The organism is Spongiimicrobium salis, assembly GCF_043678055.1.
GTDB lineage: Bacteria > Bacteroidota > Bacteroidia > Flavobacteriales > Flavobacteriaceae > Spongiimicrobium > Spongiimicrobium salis.
The window spans coordinates 730,521-754,867 of the sequence record NZ_JBHEQA010000001.1; the positions used below are offsets into that span (position 1 = coordinate 730,521).

Sequence of the window (24,347 nt, forward strand, 5' to 3'; positions counted from 1 at the left end):
TTATGTTCTTAAAAAAATGTTAATTTTTTAACTTTTTGAACACGTAGTAAAACAAAATTCCAACCAAAATATAGGGAATGGCCATAAGATAAAGAATGCCATTATTGATTCCTTCTGCCGCAGCTCCATCCGCTTCACTTTCCAATACTGCCCTGCACATAGCACATTGTGCCCGCGATACCAATGGCATTAAAAATAACAGTACACTTACTACAACTATTTTTGTTCTCATGCTACAACTTTTATACATCACCTCTATTCCATCTTTCCACATTCTTCATATCAATACGCATAATAGGGTGAAATCATAAGGTAGACCACTACTCCTGTTATCGCCACATATAACCAAATAGGAAAAGTTATCCGAGCTAGTTTTTTATGTGCTTCATAGCGTTTCATATATGCTTTTGCATAGGTTTTTAGCACTAATGGAATAATAACAATAGAGAGCAGAATATGCGAAATCAAGATAATATAATACACATATTTTATAATTCCTTCGCCACCAAAGGCGGTTGATTCCGAAGTCATATGATAGGCAATATACATCACAAGAAATGCTAAGGACAATCCTATACAGGTCGTCATAATGTTTTGATGCCACTTTTGATGTCCATTTTTAATGGCCCATACCGCTACCAGCAATAGTATGGCCGTCAATCCATTTATGGCGGCATATATAGGGGGTAAAAAGCCCAAGGGCTCCACATTGGGCAGTTTCACTCCAAATAAAGCAGCAACTACCAGTGGAACAGCAATAGATACTATGGTAATCCATTTATTGAATTGCTTTTCTTTTTGAGAGATAGGTTCCATTTATTCCGCCAATAATTTTTTAATATCCTCTTTTAACATACTGATTTCCTGCTCTTCCCCCTCTAAATTAACACCTTGTTCCTCTGTAATGGTGCCGCGATAATAGATAATGGGGTTTCCAAAATTGTCTACCCTAGAGCGGATAAACCCTTTTTTATCGATGAGTGCAAATCGTCCTGAATGTTCAAAACCACCTGGCGCATCTGAAGCTTCATTGGCTAAAATATAAAAACCTTTGTTTGCCAATTCATAGATATCTTCTTGTGCTCCGGTCATTAAATGCCAATCTATATTGGTAATTCCGTACCGCTCTGCATATTCTTTCAATACTCTGGGTGTGTCATGCTTGGGATTGATTGTAAAAGAAGCAACACCAAAATCATTGAACTCTTTAAATTCATTTTGGATCTTTACTAGATTTTCATTCATAATAGGGCAAATGGTGGGGCAGGTAGTAAAGAAAAACTCTACTACATATACTTTGCCGCTATAGTCCTTGTCCGTAATCATAAGGCTATCCTGGTTCACAAAGGCAAAATTAGGAACCCTTCTTTTCATTCCCTGTTCATTGATGATATAGGCCAGTTCCCCGCTATTGTCCTTTCTATTCATCCGATCGTTTTCCACGACCGATCCTTCTTTAATACGATTTACAATTTTCGGGATAAAAATAATTCCGAAGATCAGAATTACAAAAGAGACCCATACATAGGTATACTTATTCTTCATTTTTATTTTTTTCTTTCGGCATTGTTCTTTTTGAGTGCCAATCGATACTCTGCCAAAATGATCTTAACATCGTCTTCCATCTTATTGTTCAGCTCGGCCACTGATATGGTGTTAAAACCATATTTCACTCCCTCATCCTCATCCGCTTTCCTTCCTCTTAGATTTCTATCTTTATCGATGATAAATACATAGGGAGAACCTACAGTTTTGTCTAAACTTAAGTTTGTTCCCAAGGCATTAAAGTATTTTTTGATGTCTTGATCCTCCGCAAAAACGAAAATCCATTTTTCCATCGACACCAAAGCGCCAAGTTCTTTTTTAAGTTGCCCTACCTTCTCTTCTGTGCCTTTGGGCACTACCATGATCAATTGAAAATCATGAAACTCATGGAAGCGTTTATATATCTTTTGATTAAGGTTAAAGGCATTCCCTTTGTTAAGCTCGGTTTCTTTTCCCAAAAACCCTAAAATCGTAATCTTATTATCCAAGGTAACACTGGCATCCAGTGCAATCAAATCTGGCACTCCTTCTTTAAGGATTGGTAATTTTCCAAAATTATTTATCCCTGAAGCAAAGAAAAGATAGGCCACGATAGGGAGAATGAACAAAGCGACTAAAACAAAGGTTTTCTTCATAATACAAAACGCAACAGGGGTTAAAAAAAAGTCTTATATCCATCTTTGTTATGGGACTGCAAAAATACGCCATAAATTGGCAAGCAACAAGTATTCATCCCTATCAAAACAAAGTTTATGGTATAAAAAAAGCGGTTAAAAAACCGCTTCTCCTTATATATCTCTTATACTAGAAATTCCATTTTACAAAACCGTCTTTATAGATATTGTAGATATAATCTGCCTCAAACAACAGGATAAATACCAAATACAATACCAAGAAAATCGGTGTCCATACTATTGCTCTTCTCAAAGCGCTTTTCTCATCTCTCAAGTGCATAAAATCCCAAGCGATATAGTAGGCTTTAACCAGCGTTAAGATGATGAATATCCAATTCAACAACTTCATCCCCAAGAATGAGCTTCCTGTAAGGGATTCGGGTTTAATAATCCCCAAAGCTACCTCTACTGCCGTCACCAAAGTTAAAAATGCCAGTACTCCCCATATTTTTTGGGTATTACTCTTAAACTTTACAAGACCTCTGAAAATTGCTAATTTATGTTCGTGTGCCATTTTATATACTTTTATTATAGGATCCTATACGGATGTAATATCAGATGTTATACTTATTTTAAATTTATACCAGATAGAAGAAGGTAAATACAAATACCCAAACTAAATCTACAAAGTGCCAGTACAGCCCTACTTTTTCCACCATCTCGTAATGCCCTCTCTTCTCATAGGTTCCTAAAACAACATTAAAGAAGATAATCAGGTTGATCAATACTCCGGAAAACACATGGAATCCGTGGAATCCGGTTATGAAGAAAAAGAAATCTGCAAAAAGGCGACTTCCATATTCGTTATGCACCAGATTGGCTCCTTCCACTACTTGGACAGCATCCTTAATTTTCTTCAGGGAACCTTCTCTTGTCAATAACGTTTTTTCCCCTTCCTCGTTTATGGTTTCGGTCCGGATCAATATATTGGGATTGGATTTAAAACCAGCTACTACCTCGTCTAAGGAGTACGACGTCAGTGTTGTTTCACTATCATACCAAATACCTTCCTGCGATTCGTGTGTAACGCGTTCTCCAGGAAGTACTTTGGCAAAATCCGCCAAACTTGCACGCTCTCCGGTATCGGCCTTTACGAATTGCAAAATTCTACCTCCCTTGGTTTCCAAAGCTCCGTAATCCCCTTTGATAAAAGTAGCCCATTCCCAAGCCTGAGATCCTACGAAGATCGCCCCGCCTATGATGGTAAGGAACATATACCAAATCACCTTTGTTTTCTGCATTTTATGTCCAGCATCCACAGCCAATACCATGGTCACGGAAGACATGATCAGAATAAAAGTCATGAAGGCTACATAATACATTGGGAAATTCCCATGAAAAAATGGAACGTGGGTAAATACCTCATCGGCAATCGGCCATGTTTCAATAAACTTGAATCTAGAGAATCCGTAAGAAGCCAAAAACCCAGAAAAAGTAAGGGCATCAGAAACAAGGAAGAACCACATCATCATTTTCCCATAACTTGCTTTCAAAGGCTCATTGCCACCTCCCCAAACGTTTTCTTCCGTACCCGTTGTTACCGTAGAATCCATATATAAATTATCGTTTTAATAAAATTTTCACAAATTTACATCTTTTTACTTGAAAGAAAATTTTTGACTTCCAAAATGTGCCAAAAAATTTCATTCCTTAAATTTTGACTTAGCATTCACTAACATCTAAACCAAAAACTCCCTTATTTATTACTTTACGAAGTACATAAACAAGATTAAATACACCCAAAGTATATCTAAAAAGTGCCAGAAAAAAGCACCTAGTTCCAATCCAAGCATATTATCTGCACTATATTTATTGCGCAACTGATTGGTCAATACCACCAACAAGGAGATTATCCCTGCTACAATATGTGCAATATGCACCGCTGTAATTAGAAAAACATAGGATAACTTTATGTTGCTTGTAGGCCCTGTAAAGTAATAGCCATTCGCCACCATTTGGGTAAAACCATTGTATTGGAACGTAATAAATGAAACCCCCAACACCAAGGTCAACACCAAAAAAACGGTCCCCAGCTGGACTTTATTTTGTTTTACCGATTTTACGGCTAAAATATAAGTAAGACTGCTCAATACGATAATTGCAGTACTTACAAAAAAGGAAGAAGGCAATTCTAATGTACTGACCCAGTCTTCCCTTGTCCTACTTACCAAATATGCACTGGTCCAGCCAGCAAACCCCATGAATAAGCCTACGATTCCGAAAGCCAACATCATTTTTTTAGCCCTACTATCTTTCTCTCTCTCTGTCCCTTTCGTTAAATCCATATCCTTTGTCTAGATTCCTTCAATTTTAAAATAAAGCGTCTACAATAAATTTATCGGCCACATACACAATCTGCATCAAGGTGATATAACTTACACTGGCCAACATCAGCTGTCTTGCCGTTTTATTATCTCTTTTTTCGTACAGTTTAAACGCAAAGAACAACATTACCATTCCCATTAAAAAAATGAGTATTGCCGCCACAACGGATAAGTGCAATGCCCCCGTAATCCCAAAAGCCGGTATTACCGATATGACCAACATCCAAATGGTGTACATAATAATTTGCAAAGCTGTACCCTTGTCCTTTTTCCCAGTGGGGAGCATTTTAAAGCCTCCCTTTTTATAGTCTTCATCCAACATCCATCCCAATGCCCAAAAATGTGGAAACTGCCAAAAAAACTGGATCATAAACAATGTCCCCGGCTCTATACCAAAATCATTGGTAGCGGCCACCCAGCCCAACATAAAAGGAATGGCTCCAGGGAAGGCTCCCACGAAAACCGCCAATGGGGTTTTTGTTTTCAAAGGGGTATATACACTGGCGTACAAAAAGATGGATATGGCCCCGAACATTGCCGTTTTAGGATTAAGTACATACAGGGAAACAACTCCTAGCAAGGTCAAGATTACAGCCAAAGTCAGTGCAGCATTCACGCTCATCCTACCTGCTGGAATAGGGCGGTTCTTCGTCCTATTCATCAATACGTCCAAATCTTTCTCTACGATTTGATTAAACGCATTGGATGCACCCACCATACAATACCCTCCAAAGGCAAGCAAAAACAAGGCTGAAAAGTGAATCTCGGGAGCTCCAAGAAGGTAGCCTGCAATAGAAGAAAATACAACGCTTATCGCAAGTCTTGCTTTGGTAATCTCCTTAAAATCAGCAAAAATTAAGGACCAAGAGGTACTTTTTGCTGTGCTAACCGCGGTCTTCATTACTCCTATTTAATACGGCTGCAAAGATACGATCAGAATGCTATTTTTGCAACGAAATGGGTATGTTTCTCTTAACTTTACCGACTATTCCTTCATTTAGAAACACAAAACGATTTGATCATGAACAAAAATTCCTTCTTTATTGCATTATTCACTCTTCTTTTTTGCAGCATTCCCTTGAGTGCTCAAAATAATGAAGTTACCATTTCCATTGACACGCTTTCCAATAAAGTATATATGCTAACAGGCCGCGGGGGCAATATTGGGATTTATGTGGGAACAAAAAATGTATTTATGATCGATGATCAATTTGCTCCCATCAGTGACAAAATCATGAAGGCGATTGAAAGCTTATCCAACAAACCCATTTCTTTCTTGTTCAACACCCACATGCATGGTGATCATTCGGGCGGAAATGCAAAATTCAACACCGACCAGACTTCTATTATTGCTCATCAAAAAGCCCGTGTGCGTATTCAGGAAAACATGAAACGCAATTTAGATGCCCAAAAAATCACTCAAGAATATTACGACTTAATGTTACCGGAAATTACGTTTACAGATGACCTAACCATTCATGATGGGGATGAGACCATCATGGCCATACATGTCCACAATGCGCATACGGATGGGGATGCCATTATTTATTTCTCCGACAGCAATGTAATCCATATGGGCGATACGTATTTTGCAGGAAGATACCCTTATATTGACCTCCGAAGTGGAGGTAGTGTAGATGGTTTGATCGAAGCACAGAAGAAGGCTTTAATGGTCATCAACGACGACACCAAAGTTATTCCAGGGCATGGCCGACCCTCCAATAAGAAGGAAATGATCGCCTATCTGGAAATGTTGGAAACTATAAAAGCTAAGGTACTTACCGCAATACAAGAGGGAAAATCGCAAGAAGAAATCAAAGCAGACAGTTCACTCACGGCTGCCTATGATGCGACACATGGCACAGGCTTTATAAAACCTGAAGTAATGCGTGAAACCTTCTACAAAAGCCTTTATACAGAAGATTAAGTCCTAGATAATAGGGAATATAAAATCCGCTACAGTTTGCTCATCCCTGTAGCGGATTTTTATATGCTTTCAATCCCTAATTCAATTTAAAGGTAATAGGGATACTAAAGGGTACGCGGACTGCATTGCCTCTTTGTTTTCCTGGGGTCATTTTTGGAAGTTTTCCTATGATTCGCGCCGCTTCTTTTTCCAAAATTTTGGCGGGGCCCCTCATTTGAACATCAGTAACCGTGCCATCGGTATCAATTTTAAAGAGTACATCCACTCTTCCTTGCTGTCCGATTTCCTGTGCAGCTTCGGGATATCTGAAATAGCGTTTCACATGCTTTTTCATCTTCTCATTAAAGCATGTTCTTCGTTCGGACTTTTCTACCTTCTCACATCCTGGAAAAATGGGTACATCCTCTACCAAAATAAAAGGAACCTCATCTATAATATCTTCTTCCTCATCCGGGATTTCCGTTATTTTAAATTCCCCTTTTGGAACTTCGATCACTTCAACCACCTTCTTGGCTTCTTCAACAAAAGTATCATTATCGACCACCTTAAACGTATCCGGATTTACTATCTTCCGCTGAGGCTTTATTTCAGGTTCTTTAGGTTGCTCTACCCGAATTTTTTCCAATTCTGGATATACTTCGATTAGAGATACTTCCAAAATAGCGGAATCTTTAGATTCTATCGGCGCTACATTTCTAAACGAGGCTTCCAGGCCAATATAGACCAATAGGAGTGCTAAAATTAAGCCAAGTTGAAAGCGCTGCGACCCCCTTTTTCGTAAATTTGCGTCATGCTTGGACCCTTTGGGTTTGGCATTGCGGTTTGCTTCGCTATTGCTCCCATTCCCGTGGGCAGCAACAGTCTTTGCTGTGTGTTTCTTCATAATAGTTAAAATTTTATAGAATTATTACTATAAAAGAAACACAAGAAGTGTACCAAAAAAAAATCCCCAACCTAGGCTGGGGATTTTTTAACTATTATAAAGTGGTTTTTCTATTGCAACTTAAATGTAATTGGAATACTAAAAGGAACACGAACCGCTCTTCCTCGCTGTTTTCCTGGAGTCATTCTCGGTAATTTACCAATAATTCTAGCCGCTTCTTTTTCCAAGTTTTTGTCCGGACCTCTCATTCTGATGTTTCCGATACTTCCGTCTTTCTGAATCGTAAAAATTACACTAACCCGTCCTTGAACTCCCATTTCTTGGGCAATCTCTGGATACCTAAAGTTCTTACGGATATGTTTTTGCATACTTTTGTTAAAGCACGCACGCATGGCATCAGCACCTTTTCCTTTTTCCTTTTCACATCCAGGGAAAATTGGTACATCCTCAATTACCGCGAAAGGTACATCCTCATCAATTATTTCTTCCTCTACAACTACATCATCAACTTCTATAACTTCTTCTTCCTGACTTGTCTCCGTAGATTCGATTACCGTCTCCTCTATTTCTTCTTCATCTTCAACAACCTCAATAACTTCAGGTGCAGCAGGAGGTGGTGGAGGTGGAGGTGTTTTTATCTGTTCTGTCATTGGAACTTCTTCATCCAAATCATCCTCAACATTCAATGAATAGTCAAAGTTATTGGTTTTATCATAGGTCTTCCATTCCAGTGCTCCATAGACCAAAGCCAATACCAGCGCTAGTCCGACAACAAAAAAGAGACTACTCCTTTTTCTTAAATCTGCCTTTGGATTTTTCTTTAATTCCATAATACTTACATTTTAAGGTTCGCTAATTTAATTATTTTTTTGATTAAAAAGCAATTATAATCTCCATTTTAACTGCCTTTTCCCGGAAAAAAAATATTTAATAAAAAATGCACCTGCTATTGCTCCAATGGTATTTGCCAATGCATCCATGATATCACCGCTTCTTTCCGTGGTAAACACTGCTTGAATTACCTCAATAATTACACCATAAATAATAGCAAAGAGAGTAGCCTTAACAATTGTAGGGACAATAGCCCGTCTTCCCTTGCCTACTTCCCTCAAGAAGAGTGTTCCTAATACGGTTGTGACAAAGTAGAAAACAAAATGCACGACTTTATCGGCATGCAAAAACTTGAAAGAATCGTCATCGTTATCCGGGAACGATATACTAAGTAAGCTGGCCAGTGTCATCAACACCATCCAGCTTACAAAAAAAAATTTAAAAAAGTGTTTCTTAAGCACCTACCAATTCTTTATAACCGGCATCGCTAAGCAAAGAATCTATTTCAGAAGCATCACTAATTTTTATTTTGATCATCCATCCTTCCCCATAAGGGTCTGTATTCACTTTTTCAGGTTCATCTTCCAATCCTTCATTGAATTCAATAATTTCACCTGTTAGAGGCAAGAACAAATCGGAAACAGTTTTTACGGCTTCTACAGTGCCAAAAACCTCATCCTTATCCAAAGTTTCATCTACGGTTTCAACTTCAACATATACAATATCCCCCAATTCTCCTTGGGCAAAATCCGTAATCCCTACGGTTGCAATGTCTCCTTCTATACGCACCCATTCGTGGTCTTTGGTATATTTTAGTTCTGATGGTAAGTTCATATCGCTATTATAATTTGTTATGCAGCAAATGTATAAGATCAGTACAAGCTATTCAAAAAAAAATGCGCTAAACCAAAAGGATAAACTATTTGACAGAAAGACATCATTTTACTCGCACATCAGCCCTCTATTTCCAATGCATTGACACACTTGCCTCCTTTTATATTGCTCTTAATTTCCAAAATTGTAGCGCAGTGTAAAACCAGCATTGATCGTGGTCTGCGGGAAGGCCGTAGAAACAGCGAATTGTGAAAATGAATGATCATAGAAGAACAAGGCATTTAAACTTTGGCTCAAGGCATAATCTGCAGAAAATTTAATGGAAAGTAAGTTCTGACCAGAAGTAATCTGATTGTTATCGATATCCAAATTTCTAATGATGGTAATGTTGTCCCTCAAGGACACATCTGCCTTAAGGTTAAGGTCTCCCTTGAAGCGGGTCTTCTCCCCTCCAATATTGGTTACCAGCTTCACATCTTTAAAGCGATATCCCAAACCTACGGTATATTCTTTTCCGTTGACCTCCGTGAGTAAATTATTGTCAAAACTCAAGGACAACGCACGATCTGTTCGTACCTCTGCAATAACACTCAATGAATTTTTCATTTCAAAATCTACACGGATCAGAGGGTTGAACTGATCGGTAAGCACTACATTATTAATAATATTCTCTGGTAGAAAATCCCCATTCTCAGGGTCAATCGTAACATTTTGCCGTTCCAAATTGGTCTGAAAGGAATTAATGCTATAAGCCGCGCGATAGCCATGACTTAGGGAAAAACGCTTGAATTTCTTCTTGAACCATTTATTGCGCATTAATCCCGTATACTTAATATTCCAGTTTGGAATAGGAATGTCCCTGAAAGCATCCAGGTTTACTCGATCGGGATTCTGCCCAGAGTAGGCTGCAAAGAATGCGGGTAGCAACACATCCTGACTTGTTTTTCCATAACGCTCCGGAAACCCATCTTCATCTACCACACCTGTATTCTGATTTCGATCCGCAGCGATTCTATTGGCAATGGTCAATCTACTATCTTGAAAATCCCTAAATGTCTTAGAATCAAACTCATCACTTTTACCGAATGCGGTTCCTATCAATACTGTAGAGATACTAAAGTTTCCAAAAGTATTTCCTAAGAGGCTTTCAAATTCAAACTGCTCATTTCCTAAATCGTTCACCCTAAAATTCTCTTGGAAGCTACTTGTAAATTGCCGGTTCGCCGTTAAATCAATAGTAAGGTCACGTGTGGGTTGCGCTGTGGCTGTGATATTTAATTGCTTTGTGGTTCTTTCAATAAACTGTTGATTGAACTCGGTAAAAGTAGTCAACCAACCATTACGTGCCGCTTCAAAACGCACATCGGCCTGACTTCCGAACACAAAGCCCAAAGAAGGCCTCGTAGTTCCAATAAAACCAATGGATTGCGTATAGCCTGGCAATACTTTTCCATTGTTTTCGCTGTAGTTGATATTGACGCGCTTTACCATGGTAAGGATATCCACCAAGGTGTTAAAGCCTTTACTGGTTTTTTTCTGGATTTTTTGGCCTTCCGCCGGATTGCCCGCCTTATCCAATCTAGGGGCACTATTGGCCAGTACCTTTCCATCTCGTTTTTTCAATCCAATATTATCATAAAAGGATTGCATATTCAAGGTGGCCGTAATATTGTGGGTATTGGCATTTTGTACGGTATTCAAGGACACATCCCTTCCTCTTTCCTCACTAGCGAGTTCGTTAAGGGCATCTCCTCCACGTTGCCAATCAAAGTTACTGGTATAGGTGTATTGGGTATTGATAAAGCCAAGTCCCGGAATCTTATCAAAAGGCAATTCATAATTCAACTGCATTTGTTGGGAATGTCTATTGGGTTCCCCCACATCAAAGAAACCGTCCCATAAATTTAAATCCTGATTTATTCCCGAATCTGCATCTCCGTCAAGGTTAAAGTAGTTCCGTACAATATTGTTATTGGAGGCCGTCAGGTTCACACGAAGGGATTTGGTCACCGTATAATTCAAAGCGTACTGCCAATTGAACAAATAGTTACGTTGCTGTAACAAAGGCAATTGCAAAGCATCCACACCGGGTTCCAATACATCTCTAAAACGTTGTTGGTTAAACGATCGGTTTATATTGGAGTTTACGGAAACACTTGTGGGCAGGAAATTAAAATTCAATTCTTTTAGCCACCTCCAATAGTCGCCATTGAACAGCGAATCTTTTTTGGCAAAAGGAGCAATTGTAGAAGGTTTAAAATTATGATTGTAGACAAAACCTGTAGTTACATTTTGGTCCCTCAAATTGGCAATTTCAAAATCCCGATGATCGGTTTCATTATAGGAGTAGTTGAAGGTAAAATTCTCAATATCATAAAAATTGGCATCGGCATCTTCTCCTCTATCCTTTCGTAAACCGATGACATTGATACTAGTCCGTTTGGTATAATCTTCGGCTTGCTTTTCAATAGTTTCGGCATCTTCGGCTGTTTCCGCTGCAGCAATACGATCTTCCAACTTCAAGTCATCAAATACGGGGTCAAATTCCGGGGTAATCAATTCTTCCGAAATCCCATAATTGAACGGGATTTGCAAGCCCCATTTTTTGGGGAACAATTGTCCCACATTAACATTGGTCACCACATCATAGGAAATGGCATCTTCCCTTGATCGTTCGTTAGGGCGTTGATCAATAGAACCAAAACCAGAAGTACTTCTACTTCCTGTTGCGGTGATGTTGGCAAAATCGGCAATATTGGCGTCCACTGCAGCCACTGCGGCCCAGCCACCATTATTATCCAATCCTTCCAAACGCAATTCATTGAACCAAACCTCTCCTCGGGCAGGCAATCGATCGGTATTGAGTACCCCAACCATCATACTTCGGATACTTCCAAGAGAAGGGTTCCCCCTAATTCCGATCCGTTGCACTCCTTCTGTCCTAGGTGCAAACTGTTCTACAGGAACCAATTCCCCATTGATGATTTCATAAAAGGTAGTTTGGTCCAGGGTCTGATTGGCGATGCTCAAAGACTTAATTCTGGAAAGATCATCAAAAGCGACATCCAATTCGTTTATGGCCGGCCATATAACATCCCTGGCAGTACTGCCGAAAGGTGTAAACTGTAGCGGAACTTCAATTTGATAATAGTTTTCTGTAAAATCCGTACCAATGCGAAGGAACCCGATCAAAGGGGTCTCCCCTTCAGGAAAATCAGATTCTACAATTTCCTCCGCGTGCAAGAACATCTTGATACGTTCGTACTGTCTAACATCAATATTTAAATTTTTAAATACCCCTCTGGCGTCTTCCGATTCCAAATTCTCTACGACAAAGGATAATGCCTGCTCATTTTGACGAATAATGGTATTGTTGTTATTGGCTCTTTGACGTTCTACGCCAGGAGGCAATACATAAGGGATAGGCGTTCTTGTATTATTTTCTTCAATATTTACAGCATTTACATCGGTAAAGGTGCCGTCATCAGAGGGGTCGTTGTCTACAGCATCTTCCTGAAGTGACCTTGTATATGCCCTCCAATCCCCACGAACAAGATCCAGTGTTCCAAATCTCAATACGATATCATCCGAAAATCCAGTAAGATACATTCGCATAAAACTAATGGATCTAAAATCGCTTATTCCACCAAGAGCTGCGGTAAAATCGCTCAAGGGTATCTTATATTGTATCCATCTTCTGTTCAATTGAGATCCATTGGGCAAATCTGGAGTCAGGCCTTCACTGATATCGGTTACATACTGATCATTAATGGTGGTATTGGGTCTAATTTGTATCCGGTATTCAAAGTAACTGTCTACGGTATTCAATGTAAGATCCCGATCCACATCTTCCACATCAGGCAAAGTAGTAGATCCCCTATTGGTATTGGTAACTGCAATGGGAGAATTTCCTTCCGTATTATTAAAATCCAAATATCTTTCCAGAATCCCTCCTTCTCTATTAAGGTAATACTGGTAGTTGTCCAAAGCCGGATCATCTCCTGGATTACTGGTATAAATGGCGGCTTCCTCGGTATCGTTCAATCCATCAAAACCAACATCTTGCAAGGCTCTGCTGGCCTCATCTACGTCGAAAGCATATACTAAAGACTGCGTTGAGGGTACCTGACCCCAAGAAGAAGGTGCTGTAAGGTCATTGCTGGCCACACCGGGCAATCCATTTTCATATTGCTTTCTACCGTCCTTTAAAATATCTTCCGAGATATTTCCAAGGTTGATGACCAATTCTCCGGAGCTGGTAGCCGAACCATCTACATAAGGATCCAACACCCAAAACTGTACAAACTCCACATTGGATTGTTCAAAGTTGGTACTGCTCAGCGGACGCATAATACCACCCCATTTATCATCGGGAGTTTCTGTATTAAAGGTCGTACTATTGTTATATGGCCCTTTTTGATTGGGATAATAGGCAATATCCAAGGTATTCTGCACCGTTGTCTGTCCTTGGGCAATATCTATTTGAGGGAAAATTTCATCAATAAAAATTCGTCTCGTGGCATTCAGGGAAATATCGTCATCTCCAATTCCTGCCGGTCTTTGATTTGTATAAAATATAGGGTCAATGGTGTACCAAGCCACTTTTGCCCTTCCAAAACCATTTTGAAGGTTTGCGGGATCCTCCGGGGAAACTCCAAAAAGCTGATTGGAACCATCTCCAAATTCCAAAGGTGTACTGGCCAACGTCCATCCCAATGAAGAACGAATATCAATTAAGGATTGTGCTCCTTCAAAATCGTCTACATAGGTCGTGGTCTCTCCAAGAAAATCTGCATTTTTCGGGGAATTTGGTTTTAAAACCGCCACTTCCCCACGAATGGACAAATTAGAGGGAACATCCGTATCTATATTAGGTAGTTTATTGACCAAACGGGTCAAAAAGGGAAGTTCTGTAGAGAAATTTCCATTAAACCCAAAAATGGTATTGTTCACAGGTTCTTGTCCAAAATTGGATTTTTGGGTCTGAGGACGTTCGCTCAGGTTCAGAAACGTACCTCCCAAAACAAAATTCTTATTAATTTGATGTTCTACATTGATTCCCGTAAAACGTCTGGTCTGCTGATTAAAAATAGCATTATTCTCCACGCTAATATTGATCGGCGTATTGGATGCCTCTAAGCTGGGGTCCAACAATTGTACCGTCCCCGCCGCATAATTCACCGTAAAATCAATACCTTCCTGCAATTGCCTATTCCCTGCCGTAACGCGTACGGATCCTTGTGGTACATTAAAAGCGCCAATGGGAATACCCCCACTCCCTTGCGATTTGTACCGTCCTTTCATCACAAACCTGTTCTTCTCCGCATCTTCTTGGGAAGCCGCTTTGGTCTGGGTATACAAGTTTCGAAACACATAGCGCACCTGGTTGGCGTTATAGCCTTGATCGTTCTCCACATCGTATACACCTCCACCCAAAATTTCAAATAGGGATTCACCAAAAGGTTCAACTCTCGTAAAAATGATATTTCCGGATTGCGTATCTATGGTAATTCCGGGAATGAAATCAAAAAAACCATCTCCTCCTGGCTGTATGTCATTATAGACATTCAAGCGGTCGAAGTTGAAGATATCCAAAAGAATTCTATCCTGTAAAGGCCGGTTTCCTCCTGTTGGTGGAGGAAAGTCTTCTACTGGTGTTAAATAGTTTCGTGGGGTGGGGTCGGAATACAGGATATTCATCCTAAAATCTTCTTCACTTAATTGAAAAGCACCTGTAGAATAAATATTCTTCATCATCAAATCCCAAATAGGATCTTGTACTTGCGTGATATTACTTTTTAACAGCTTTAGTACTAAGGTATTGTTGCTGATTTGAGGATTGGTGACCACTGCCCCTGGGGCTACCGTAGTGGCATCAATTCCACCATTGGCAAACTCCCCTACTTGGAACACTTCCCCATTGGCCGTGTATTGAAAGGCAACTGCCAAAACCTCATCATTGCTCAAACGTTGACTCAAGGAAATATATCCCAATTGGGTGTTCAGGGTAAAATCCCTTCCTTGTTCCAGTTTCCTTGCATTTTCCAGAATAGCGTAATCAAAACCCTGATTTACGGTATAGCCAGGGATATTAAATCCGGCTTGTACGGTAGCAATGTCCCGTATGGAAGAATTTAAAACGCCTCCGGCATCTATCGCACCAGGATCATAGTCATTGGCACTATTTTGGGGAAAACCAGAAGCCGCTGAAACATTGAAAAATCCTGCTGGATCTCCATTTTCCCTTCCAATTCTTGTTTGTTCCGCTACCGTTTCTCCCAAATCCTGTATCGCCACTACATTTCTCACGTTCAAAGTTTGCTGACTCCTATTGGTCACCCACACTTCAATTCGACTAATTTGCACCGGACTCCGTATGAAGGGATAACTCTCTAAGGCCGTATCGTATTGATCTCTAAAATATTGGGAAAGGAAAAAGTGTCGGTCTTCATCGTAATCCAAGGCTGTAAGTTCAAATTCATTCAATGTTCCTCCACCTTGGGCGACCACGGAACTATTTTGAGATCTTTGCTCCGAAAAAACAGCAGTCACCTTAGTCTTCCCAAACTGCAAATCGGTTTTTACCCCAAAAAGACTTTGCGCTCCAGTAATCAAGGAACTATTTAAGGGCATACTTACGTTACCGATCTCAATATTCTGGATAATATCATCTTCCGTAGGGGTATAATCCAATTTTACCAAATTCTGAAAATCAAAAGTAGCCTCTGTATCAAAATTGGTCGTTACCGTTAAGCGTTCTCCTATTTTCCCCAAGAGACTTAGGTTGATACGCTGGTCAAAATCAAAAGAAAGATTGGTTCTATTCCTAGGAGAAAGCGCCGGATTATCATTTTTCTGCCAAATTATCCCTAAATCCATAGCCACCGAACCTTGGGTTTCTATAACAATGGGGCCATCTCCAAAAATACTTTTGAAAAACGAGTTATTGACGTAAAAATTGGGCAGTAGATTTTTTCGCGCCTGTTCGCTACCTTCTTTTTTACCGGACAGCGCATCGTTTTTTTCTTTGAAATATGCCTTGATACTTTCTTTTCTTACGAGGGCATAATATTGCTGTGGCGTTAGGATAATGGGGTAGTTGATATTGAACTTCCCAACACTTTCCGTATAGATATAACGATCTGTTTTAGGGTCATACGTATACTTGGACACAATACTATTTGGGTTTTTTATAGCGAGTTTCCCCAAGGAAAAGCCCGTTTTAACCGAATCGGTCTCTTGTTCATTGGTTTCTTGGGCAAAGGAAGTGTGTATTGCCGTAGAAAAAATAATGAATAGTATGAAAGACTTAAATGATGATGATTTAAGAAATAATTTTGCCCCTTTTTTCAAACTTGTTACAAATTTTTAAGCGAGAGTTTAATAATATTTTCGACGCTTAGTGTAGGATCTTGCATGAGTACTTTGTCAACGATCTTTTCTGACTGTTTTCGCGCAAATCCAAGAACCTCTAATGCAGATAACGCTTCATCTTTATTTGTATTGTTCGAAGTAGTGGAAACTTCATCAATATCGTAAACTTTTAAAATTTTATCCCTTAAATCCAAAATGACGCGCTGCGCCGTTTTGGCTCCGATCCCCTTGACCGACTGAATGGAAGCTACATCATTATTGGCAATGGCATCTCTGACTTGTACAGGGGAAAGTGAGGATAACATTGTTCTGGCCGTACTTGCCCCGATACCTGAAACGGACAATAAGAGCCTAAATATCTCACGTTCAGATTTCTCCGCAAAACCGAACAAGGTATGGGCATCTTCCCGTACTTGCAAATGGGTATACAGCTGAATTTGTTCTTCATCGGCAATTTTAGAAAATGTATGCAATGAAATATGCACCAAATACCCTATCCCCGAGCACTCTATAACAACATCCGTAGGGTTCTTTTCTACAAGTTTTCCTTTTAAATGGGTGATCATTTATTTTTTTCTTTAGTATGCTATATTGTTCAGCGCAAATTAAGGTTCCTTTCCTACTTATACCCCAATTTGGCCCTTTTTCTCTTTTCCCGCTCCTGAGCATCAATTACGGCAACCGCTGCCATATTCACCATTTCGTCCACGCTTGCCCCCAATTGAAGAATGTGTACAGATTTTCGCAGCCCCACCATGATAGGACCAATGGAATCTGCCTTGTTCAATTCCTTTAGCAATTTATAGGTAATATTTGCCGATTCCAAGTTGGGGAAAATCAAGGTATTTACTTTTTTATCGGTAAGCTTGGAAAAAGGGAATTGCGTTTGTCGCAAATTCTTGTTCAGGGCAAAATCGGTCTGAATTTCCCCATCCACGATCAAGTCCGGATTGGTTTCATGTAGCAAACGGACCGCTTCCCGGACCTTTTTCGCATTGGGATGTGTTGAAGATCCAAAATTGGCATAGGACAACAATGCCAGAACGGGGTCAAAACCAAAGGTAGAAGCCACATTGGCCGTCATTTGCGCAATTTCGGCAATTTCTTCAGCATTAGGATTGATATTAATAGAAGTATCGGCTAAAAACAAAGGTCCTTTCTGGGTGATCATAATATGGACCGTGGATGCTTTCTTTACATTGGAAGCCGTTCCTATGACCTCAAATATTGGTTTTACCACCGTAGGATATGCTCTGGAATACCCAGAGATCATTCCATCGGCATCGCCTTCCAATACCATCATGGCACCAAAATAATTTCTTTGGCGCATTTTTCTTTTGGCGCTATAAAGGGTTACCCCACTTCGTCTTCTGTTTTCGAAAAAAGTGCGGGCATATTTTTCCCGTTTTTCTTTAGACCCATCTCCTGTAGGATCAATGATAGGAATATCAGCATGAAACTCCAGCTCTTTCTTTAATTCGGAAATCACCTCTTCCCTACCCAATAATATAGGACGGGCAATCCCTTCTTCATATACAATTTGGGCAGCTTTAAGGACATCCAAATGATCAGCTTCGGCAAATACTATTTTCTTGATATTCATCTTGGCCCGATTGTGCAATAATCGCATTACTTTATTGTCACTTCCCAGACGCTGTCTCAACTCTTCCTTATACTGATCCCAATCTTCAATTGGTTTTCTAGCTATTCCACTTTCCATAGCTGCTTTGGCAATGGCCGGCGGGATTTCGGCAATAAGTCTTGGATCAAAAGGTTTGGGAATAATATAATCTTTTCCAAAAGTCAATCTTGTCTCCCCATAAGCAATATTCACTTGTTCTGGCACAGGTTCCTTAGTGAGTTTGGCAAGGGCTTCAACGGCAGCCATCTTCATAGCCTCATTGATTCCGGTAGCCCTAACGTCCAAAGCTCCCCTAAAGATAAATGGAAAGCCCAAAACATTGTTCACTTGGTTGGGATGATCTGATCTTCCCGTGGCCATAATAATATCTTCACGAGTGCGACAGGCTAAATCATACGCAATTTCAGGATTAGGGTTGGCCATCGCAAAAACAATGGCATTACCGGCCATAGACTTTAACATTTCAGGAGAAACGATATCTGCAATGGATAGTCCAACAAAAACATCTGCGTCCTTCATAGCCTCTTCTAAGGTATCGATCTGCCTGTAGGACGCAAACTCTGCCTTCTCCTTGGTCAGGTTTTCACGATCATGCCGTATCACTCCTTTACTGTCCAGCATCACAATATTTTCTGCTTTTGCACCAAAGGCTTTGTACAAACGCGTACACGAAACTGCAGCTGCTCCCGCGCCACTCACTACGATACGGACTTCATCTATTTTTTTGTCTGCAATTTCCAAGGCATTCAACAGTGCTGCCGCAGAGATGATGGCAGTACCGTGTTGATCATCGTGCATTACCGGAATATCCAATTCTTCCTTTAATCGTCGCTCGATCTCAAAGGCTTCGGGTGCCTTAATATCTTCCAAATTTATCCCCCCAAATGTTGGTGCGATGGTTTTTACGGTTTCTACAAATTTGTCAATATCCTTAGTATCCAATTCAATATCGATACCATCTATATCTGCAAAAATTTTAAACAGAAGCCCTTTTCCTTCCATAACAGGTTTGGAAGCTTCGGGGCCAATATCACCAAGCCCCAATACTGCTGTTCCGTTGGATATTACAGCCACAATATTTCCCTTGGCCGTATATTTATAGGCATTGTCTTTATCCTTAGCAATTTCCAAACAGGGTTCCGCAACACCAGGAGAATAAGCCAATCCCAAATCACGTTGGGTAGCATAGGGCTTTGTAGGTACTACCTTAATTTTACCGGGCTGGGGTTTCGCATGGTAAATCAATGCTTCCTTTCTCATTTTTTCATTGCTCATTCCTGTTGCTCTTTAGTGAATAGCAAATATACTCCTATTCTTCTAAGATTTCATAGCAAATCTTAAAGCTTAACAAGCGCACAAAAACAGCTTTATATTCAGAAAACAACAGATGGGAAAAATGTAACGTATCCCGTGATTTAAAGCCCGTAGAAAAGTATGCGCTTAAACCCTATAAAAGCTCTTAAAAAAAGAAGTTTCTTTATGTTTTTGCGGTATTCAAGCGCATGGCCAGTATTGCAGAAATTATAAAAAATGCTCCCGCAAAGAGAATGGCGTTAATGGCACTTCCTCCCAATAAATACTTGTAAATGGGACCAAAGGTCAAGGTTTCGATACCCATTGGAATAACAATCATCATGTTTAAGATTCCCATATAAACCCCTCTTCTTTCCTGAGGAACTACTTTGGAGACCATGGTATAGGGTATTCCCATCATGGCTGCCCAGCCGATCCCAAATAATACCATGGGGGCAAGAACAAATAATGAATCTTCAATAAACGGAATGGCAAAAAGTGCAAGACCTGTTCCTACCAAACTATAGGCATAGATTTTCTTACCGCCATATTTGAGTGTCAGCGGGACTAAAGAAAGGGCTACGACCATGGTAACAATATTGTAGGTCAGGCTCATTTGAGCTGATTGCGATGCAGCTTCGGAGGTAGAATACCCCAAAGTAAGCTTAAACAGCGGCGTTATATATTGCCAATAGATGAATAGGGCGTACCATTGAAACAGATAGACCGCCCCAAGTTTCCACATAAATTTCGGCATTTCTTTGACTGCATCAACAATTTCCCTAAACGGCGTTGCAATTCGGACAGCCAGTGGCTGACTCCTATTGTGATTGATCTCTTCCAACTCCGCACTACTCGGAGGAATCTCAGGGGTCTTAAACACAGACCAAAGTATGGTGGTAATGGACAGTATTCCTCCAATATAGAAAGAATAATAAAGCCATTGTGGGATTTCCCCAGCTGCTTCTACAGACTCTCCACCAAACAGGTACTGAAACAACACAATAGATCCGTTCGCCAAAAGAATACCTGCCCCGACAAAAAGACTCTGCATTTGATACCCCAAACTCAATTGCTTTTCCGGCAATTTATCTCCCACAAATGCTCTGTAAGGCTCCATGGCCATGTTATTCCCCACATCCAAAATCCAAAGTAACCCTACGGCAAACCACAATACCGGACTACTTGGAAAGGCAAACAGGCAAATACTCCCTATAATTGCCCCTATCAAGAAATAGGGTTTACGTCTTCCCCATCTTGGGGACCAAGTTTTATCTGACATTGCCCCTATGATCGGCTGCACAATAAGTCCTGTAATAGGGCCGGCTATATTTAGTATGGGCAACATTTCTTCAGGTGCGCCCAAGTATAGAAAAATGGGGTTTATGGCTGTTTGCTGTAACCCAAAACTATATTGAATCCCTAAAAATCCAACGTTCATATTCCATATCTGCCAAAAATTCAGGGTGGGTTTTTTGAGTTGTTCCATGAATACAGCGCGCTTAATTTAAAATTAGGTTTTTGAAAACTTTGCAATCTATCCAGTCAAAAATCAATCTTTTGACAAAATTATTGCCAAACAATATAGTATTTTAGCTGCTTCTTGCAAAAAAATTGATTTTTTAAAACTCACGAAATGAACAGGAAAACGATTGAATGTTAATAACAATCACTTTAAGAATTTAATATTTCGTTGCAATCCTGAAAATTTTGTGCGCTTCACTGCCGATTTTTGAAATACTTTTTTAAATACATCTTCGGTGAGTTCTTCCCAGTCTTTCTTTTTCATCGTCAACAATTCTGGATGGGGATCAAAGAGAGGTTCGTTATGTGCTTTGGAAAATCGGTTCCAAGGGCAAACATCCTGACACACATCACAGCCAAACATCCAGTCATCCATTTGACCTTTTACGGCTATAGGTATTTCATTTTTTAACTCGATGGTGAAATAGGAAATGCATTTACTTCCATCTACCACATAAGGAGCTACAATAGCTTCCGTAGGACAGGCATCGATACAGGCAGTACATGTCCCACAATGATCTGTTGTGGGGGTATCGTAAGCCAATTCCAGATCTACGATCAATTCGGCTATGAAATAAAATGACCCGGTTTGTTGTGTCAATAAATTGCTGTGTTTGCCAATCCACCCCAAACCACTTTTGGCCGCCCACGCTTTATCCAGAACAGGTGCCGAATCTACAAAAGCCCTTCCATTGACCTCTCCGATATGCTCCGAAATGAAGTGTTGTAATTGACGTAATTTTGCCTTAATGACATGATGATAATCCTTTCCATACGCATATTTGGATAACTTATAGCTTTCTGCTGCCTGTGCTTCTTTCGGATAATAATTCAATAAGAGGGAAATTACAGATTTTGCGCCATCGACCAATAAGGTAGGATCCAAGCGTTTATCGAAATGATTTTCCATATAGTGCATCTCTCCATGCATATTCTGGTTCAGCCATTTTTCCAGACGCGGAGCTTCATCTTCCAAAAAACCAGCTTTGGAAACCCCACAAGATAAGAACCCCAAGCGCTTGGCTTCCGCTTTAATGGCATCGGTATGGTTTTGCTTGTGGTTCATTGGTTTTTCCCGGTATTATTAGCTCAGAAGCTAAAGTACAGATTCCCCAACGTTCTTCACATATTCCCCAAGCATAGTTTTATGGATTTAAAGAAAAAATGTAACATTTTTTAAATTTATGCACTAACTAAACGTATCAAACAAATAAATATATGATAACCGTTCAAGATTTAACTAAATCATTTACCACTACGACCAAAAAGGGGTTTAAAAAAGAAACGAATACTGTAAATGCAGTAGATCATGTCTCTTTTGATTGCAAGCCCGGACGTATCTTTTCGCTATTAGGTCCTAATGGTGCCGGCAAAACGACCACCTTACGTATGATTGCCGGAATCATCAACCCTTCTTCAGGAACAGCCATTGTGGACAATGTGAATATTTCACAAGGAAGCGATGAAGTCAAAAAGCGCATTGGTTTTTTAACCGGTTCCACGGGCTTATATGAGCGCTTAAATGCCGATGAAACCATTGATTTTTTTGGCAAAATATACAATATTCCAGAAGCGACTTTCAGCGAACGCAAAGAATATCTATTTGAAAAATTAGGCATCAATGATTTTCGTAAAAAACGATTGGGGCAGATGAGTACCGGTATGAAACAAAAGGTATCCATTGCCCGTACCCTGATTCACGACCCGGAGGTTCTTATTTTTGATGAGCCTACCTCAGGACTCGATGTCATCACGGCGGATAGTATTATTGACCTCATCAGAGAATCCAAACAAAATAACAAAACCGTCATCTTTTCTTCACACATTATGAGTGAAGTGGATCTTTTATGCGATGATTTGGCGATCATCAACAAGGGAAGCATTATTTACAATGACACTTTTGAGAATTTCAAACGGGATATGAAAGCCGATAACCTCACCCAAGAATTTATTAACCGCGTAAAAGAAGCATAAGATGAAAGAAATACTACTGATCATTAGAAAAGAACTTACAGAACTTTTACGGGATAAAAAGACTGTGATCAACTCCATTATTCTCCCAACCTTACTTACACCTCTCCTTATCATTGGAATTACTAAAGTTTCACAATTTATCAATGAGAAAGATAGCCAGAAAGCATTGAAAATTGGCTTGGTCAATGCTCCAGATGATTTCCAGCAACTATTGGCTCAGGATACTTTGAACAAGGTAACCACTTATGAAAAGGAAATGGACTTTAAATCCCTGATCAATGAAGAAACTCTGGGAACTGCTCTTGTATTTCCAAAAGATTGGGACAACCAAATGAGTGCTTTGGCCACTAGCGATATTAAAATTTATCGCAACGGTGCCAGAAGAAGTATCAATGACCGCGTATCGAGCCTGATACGTGCCTATGGAGAAAACTTAAAAAACACAAGGGTGGCGCAGCTTCAAATTCCACTTGAAAAATTAACGCCCTTTACGCCAAGTTATGTTGAAGTTGGCGAAAAGAAGGAGGCCATTGGAAAACAAATTGGAGGATTCATTCCTTACATTTTCATTCTCACGCTTTGGGGTGGATGTCTATTGGCATGTATTGATTTAGTCACAGGGGAGAAAGAACGAAAAACTATTGAGACTACGCTATCCCTACCTATTTCAAAATTTAAGGTCTTGATGGGAAAAGCAGTCGTAGCTTCACTATTAGGTTTTTTCCCTGCCGTATTCAATATTATTGGATTGGTTGTAGGACTGCAATTGATCAGTGATGTTCCTCCTGCCATACTGGAATTCATCAATGAACTATTAAGTTTCCAATCGGTAAGTATGATTCTATTACTATTGTTCCCGTTTGCACTATTTCTAGCTGGCCTATTAATTGCGATAATTGCAAGCGCCACTACTTTTAAGGAAGCGCAAAGTAAGGCCACTCCGGTTATTATGCTCATTATTATTCCTTTGGTTATGGCATTGCTTCCGGGCGTAGAACTTACTTGGGCCACCGTATTTGTTCCTGTTCTCAATATTGGATTGGGCATCAAGGAAATTGCAGCAGGAACCATAGACATTGCCCAATATGCGGTAATATTGCTCTCTCTTATTTTATTTGCCGTTGGCGCTATTTACTTTAGTTATAAAAAATTCTCGGATGAAAACGCAATCCTTAAATAATACCAACTAGGAAACCTAAGTTTTTAACCGTAAAATAGAAGTACAGCCTGGATTCTTTCCACAAGAATTTCAGGCTGTACTTTTTTCACCATATACTCTTTTCCATTACAGATAGTTTAACAGTTTAGCATATTCATATCTACATTCGTAAAAAAACGAAATATTTCTAAGGTAATTTACATATTCTTCAATAGGCTAAAATCGCATTAAAAAAGTGTTTCACAACGTTCTTCAGGAGAAAAAAAAATCATTTTTCTTGCATTTCATCGAATAAAGCCCAGTTCCTATATAGGCCATACATTTTTTTAAGATAATTTTAAGGATTTTGTGATTTTTTTAAGT

20 protein-coding genes are annotated in these 24,347 nt (G+C 39.8%); 3 read left to right on the plus strand and 17 right to left on the minus strand.

The features are described 5' to 3' along the window. Window positions 1-19: 19 nt before the first annotated feature. The 8 genes from ACEXOE_RS03370 to cyoE all read right to left on the minus strand — a co-directional run bounded on the left by ACEXOE_RS03370 (window position 20) and on the right by cyoE (window position 5,444). Window positions 20-232, minus strand: coding sequence for a hypothetical protein (locus tag ACEXOE_RS03370; protein ID WP_394747313.1), 213 nt, complete (start codon window positions 230-232; stop codon window positions 20-22). A 50-nt stretch (window positions 233-282) separates the two neighbouring features. Beyond that, window positions 283-816, minus strand: a complete 534-nt coding sequence (locus tag ACEXOE_RS03375) for a DUF420 domain-containing protein (protein ID WP_394747314.1) — start codon at window positions 814-816, stop codon at window positions 283-285. Next, the gene (locus tag ACEXOE_RS03380) at window positions 817-1,545 is read right to left on the minus strand and encodes an SCO family protein (RefSeq protein WP_394747315.1); all 729 of its coding nucleotides are present in this window, start codon (window positions 1,543-1,545) and stop codon (window positions 817-819) included. A gap of 2 nt (window positions 1,546-1,547) precedes the next feature. Next, window positions 1,548-2,180: a hypothetical protein gene (locus ACEXOE_RS03385; RefSeq protein WP_394747316.1), complete on the minus strand. Its 633-nt coding sequence runs from the start codon at window positions 2,178-2,180 to the stop codon at window positions 1,548-1,550. Between the two features lie 169 nt (window positions 2,181-2,349). Then, window positions 2,350-2,733: a cytochrome C oxidase subunit IV family protein gene (locus ACEXOE_RS03390; RefSeq protein ID WP_394747317.1), complete on the minus strand. Its 384-nt coding sequence runs from the start codon at window positions 2,731-2,733 to the stop codon at window positions 2,350-2,352. Window positions 2,734-2,797: 64 nt separating this feature from the next. Then, window positions 2,798-3,772: a cytochrome c oxidase subunit 3 gene (locus ACEXOE_RS03395; RefSeq protein WP_394747318.1), complete on the minus strand. Its 975-nt coding sequence runs from the start codon at window positions 3,770-3,772 to the stop codon at window positions 2,798-2,800. Window positions 3,773-3,922: 150 nt separating this feature from the next. Continuing rightward, entirely contained in the window at window positions 3,923-4,504 is a 582-nt protein-coding gene (locus tag ACEXOE_RS03400) for a cytochrome c oxidase subunit 3 (RefSeq protein ID WP_394747319.1), read from the minus strand. A gap of 25 nt (window positions 4,505-4,529) precedes the next feature. Then, on the minus strand, window positions 4,530-5,444 hold the full coding sequence (gene cyoE / locus ACEXOE_RS03405; protein WP_394747320.1) for a heme o synthase: 915 nt from the start codon (window positions 5,442-5,444) through the stop codon (window positions 4,530-4,532). A gap of 120 nt (window positions 5,445-5,564) precedes the next feature. Between cyoE and ACEXOE_RS03410 the strand changes: the two genes are divergently transcribed. Then, window positions 5,565-6,470 (plus strand): MBL fold metallo-hydrolase, encoded by a 906-nt coding sequence (locus ACEXOE_RS03410; protein WP_394747321.1) that lies wholly within the window; start codon window positions 5,565-5,567, stop codon window positions 6,468-6,470. 76 nt (window positions 6,471-6,546) lie between these two features. Here the strand turns inward: ACEXOE_RS03410 and ACEXOE_RS03415 are convergent, their stop codons facing one another. The 9 genes from ACEXOE_RS03415 to queG all read right to left on the minus strand — a co-directional run bounded on the left by ACEXOE_RS03415 (window position 6,547) and on the right by queG (window position 21,917). Further along, complete coding sequence (locus tag ACEXOE_RS03415; RefSeq protein ID WP_394747322.1) at window positions 6,547-7,353, minus strand: energy transducer TonB; 807 nt, start codon at window positions 7,351-7,353, stop codon at window positions 6,547-6,549. 110 nt (window positions 7,354-7,463) lie between these two features. After that, window positions 7,464-8,183: an energy transducer TonB gene (locus ACEXOE_RS03420; RefSeq protein ID WP_394747323.1), complete on the minus strand. Its 720-nt coding sequence runs from the start codon at window positions 8,181-8,183 to the stop codon at window positions 7,464-7,466. 54 nt (window positions 8,184-8,237) lie between these two features. After that, window positions 8,238-8,645, minus strand: a complete 408-nt coding sequence (locus ACEXOE_RS03425; RefSeq protein ID WP_394747324.1) for a VanZ family protein — start codon at window positions 8,643-8,645, stop codon at window positions 8,238-8,240. Then, a complete protein-coding gene (gcvH, locus tag ACEXOE_RS03430) occupies window positions 8,638-9,018 on the minus strand; it encodes a glycine cleavage system protein GcvH (RefSeq protein ID WP_394747325.1) in 381 nt (126 codons plus the stop codon). The genes ACEXOE_RS03425 and gcvH overlap by 8 nt, the downstream gene beginning before the upstream one ends. Before the next feature lie 171 nt (window positions 9,019-9,189). Further along, window positions 9,190-16,371 carry a T9SS outer membrane translocon Sov/SprA gene (gene sov, locus ACEXOE_RS03435; protein WP_394747326.1) on the minus strand — a complete coding sequence of 2,394 codons (7,182 nt, stop codon included), beginning with the start codon at window positions 16,369-16,371 and terminating at the stop codon, window positions 9,190-9,192. Window positions 16,372-16,376: 5 nt separating this feature from the next. Then, window positions 16,377-16,958, minus strand: coding sequence for a Holliday junction branch migration protein RuvA (ruvA, locus tag ACEXOE_RS03440; RefSeq protein WP_394747327.1), 582 nt, complete (start codon window positions 16,956-16,958; stop codon window positions 16,377-16,379). Between the two features lie 53 nt (window positions 16,959-17,011). After that, a complete protein-coding gene (locus tag ACEXOE_RS03445) occupies window positions 17,012-19,309 on the minus strand; it encodes an NADP-dependent malic enzyme (protein WP_394747328.1) in 2,298 nt (765 codons plus the stop codon). Window positions 19,310-19,511: 202 nt separating this feature from the next. After that, window positions 19,512-20,816 carry an MFS transporter gene (locus tag ACEXOE_RS03450; RefSeq protein ID WP_394747329.1) on the minus strand — a complete coding sequence of 435 codons (1,305 nt, stop codon included), beginning with the start codon at window positions 20,814-20,816 and terminating at the stop codon, window positions 19,512-19,514. 180 nt (window positions 20,817-20,996) lie between these two features. Next, window positions 20,997-21,917, minus strand: coding sequence for a tRNA epoxyqueuosine(34) reductase QueG (gene queG, locus ACEXOE_RS03455; protein ID WP_394747330.1), 921 nt, complete (start codon window positions 21,915-21,917; stop codon window positions 20,997-20,999). Window positions 21,918-22,069: 152 nt separating this feature from the next. On the opposite strand from queG, the gene ACEXOE_RS03460 reads away from it, so the two are divergent. After that, entirely contained in the window at window positions 22,070-22,825 is a 756-nt protein-coding gene (locus ACEXOE_RS03460; RefSeq protein ID WP_394747331.1) for an ABC transporter ATP-binding protein, read from the plus strand. A 1-nt stretch (window position 22,826) separates the two neighbouring features. Next, window positions 22,827-24,005 carry an ABC transporter permease gene (locus ACEXOE_RS03465; protein WP_394747332.1) on the plus strand — a complete coding sequence of 393 codons (1,179 nt, stop codon included), beginning with the start codon at window positions 22,827-22,829 and terminating at the stop codon, window positions 24,003-24,005. The last annotated feature ends 342 nt before the right edge of the window (window positions 24,006-24,347 follow it).

What these genes read in the sequence shown, in the direction of transcription:
- ACEXOE_RS03395 (WP_394747318.1), bottom strand. Translation starts at nt 3,772, where the DNA reads ATGGATTCTACGGTAACAACGGGTACGGAAGAAAACGTTTGGGGAGGT.
- ACEXOE_RS03370 (WP_394747313.1), bottom strand. Translation starts at nt 232, where the DNA reads ATGAGAACAAAAATAGTTGTAGTAAGTGTACTGTTATTTTTAATGCCA.
- ACEXOE_RS03450 (WP_394747329.1), bottom strand. Translation starts at nt 20,816, where the DNA reads ATGGAACAACTCAAAAAACCCACCCTGAATTTTTGGCAGATATGGAAT.
- ruvA (WP_394747327.1), bottom strand. Translation starts at nt 16,958, where the DNA reads ATGATCACCCATTTAAAAGGAAAACTTGTAGAAAAGAACCCTACGGAT.
- ACEXOE_RS03410 (WP_394747321.1), top strand. Translation starts at nt 5,565, where the DNA reads ATGAACAAAAATTCCTTCTTTATTGCATTATTCACTCTTCTTTTTTGC.
- ACEXOE_RS03385 (WP_394747316.1), bottom strand. Translation starts at nt 2,180, where the DNA reads ATGAAGAAAACCTTTGTTTTAGTCGCTTTGTTCATTCTCCCTATCGTG.
- ACEXOE_RS03375 (WP_394747314.1), bottom strand. Translation starts at nt 816, where the DNA reads ATGGAACCTATCTCTCAAAAAGAAAAGCAATTCAATAAATGGATTACC.
- ACEXOE_RS03445 (WP_394747328.1), bottom strand. Translation starts at nt 19,309, where the DNA reads ATGAGCAATGAAAAAATGAGAAAGGAAGCATTGATTTACCATGCGAAA.
- ACEXOE_RS03390 (WP_394747317.1), bottom strand. Translation starts at nt 2,733, where the DNA reads ATGGCACACGAACATAAATTAGCAATTTTCAGAGGTCTTGTAAAGTTT.
- ACEXOE_RS03420 (WP_394747323.1), bottom strand. Translation starts at nt 8,183, where the DNA reads ATGGAATTAAAGAAAAATCCAAAGGCAGATTTAAGAAAAAGGAGTAGT.
- cyoE (WP_394747320.1), bottom strand. Translation starts at nt 5,444, where the DNA reads ATGAAGACCGCGGTTAGCACAGCAAAAAGTACCTCTTGGTCCTTAATT.
- queG (WP_394747330.1), bottom strand. Translation starts at nt 21,917, where the DNA reads ATGAACCACAAGCAAAACCATACCGATGCCATTAAAGCGGAAGCCAAG.
- gcvH (WP_394747325.1), bottom strand. Translation starts at nt 9,018, where the DNA reads ATGAACTTACCATCAGAACTAAAATATACCAAAGACCACGAATGGGTG.
- ACEXOE_RS03415 (WP_394747322.1), bottom strand. Translation starts at nt 7,353, where the DNA reads ATGAAGAAACACACAGCAAAGACTGTTGCTGCCCACGGGAATGGGAGC.
- ACEXOE_RS03460 (WP_394747331.1), top strand. Translation starts at nt 22,070, where the DNA reads ATGATAACCGTTCAAGATTTAACTAAATCATTTACCACTACGACCAAA.
- ACEXOE_RS03380 (WP_394747315.1), bottom strand. Translation starts at nt 1,545, where the DNA reads ATGAAGAATAAGTATACCTATGTATGGGTCTCTTTTGTAATTCTGATC.
- ACEXOE_RS03400 (WP_394747319.1), bottom strand. Translation starts at nt 4,504, where the DNA reads ATGGATTTAACGAAAGGGACAGAGAGAGAGAAAGATAGTAGGGCTAAA.
- ACEXOE_RS03465 (WP_394747332.1), top strand. Translation starts at nt 22,827, where the DNA reads ATGAAAGAAATACTACTGATCATTAGAAAAGAACTTACAGAACTTTTA.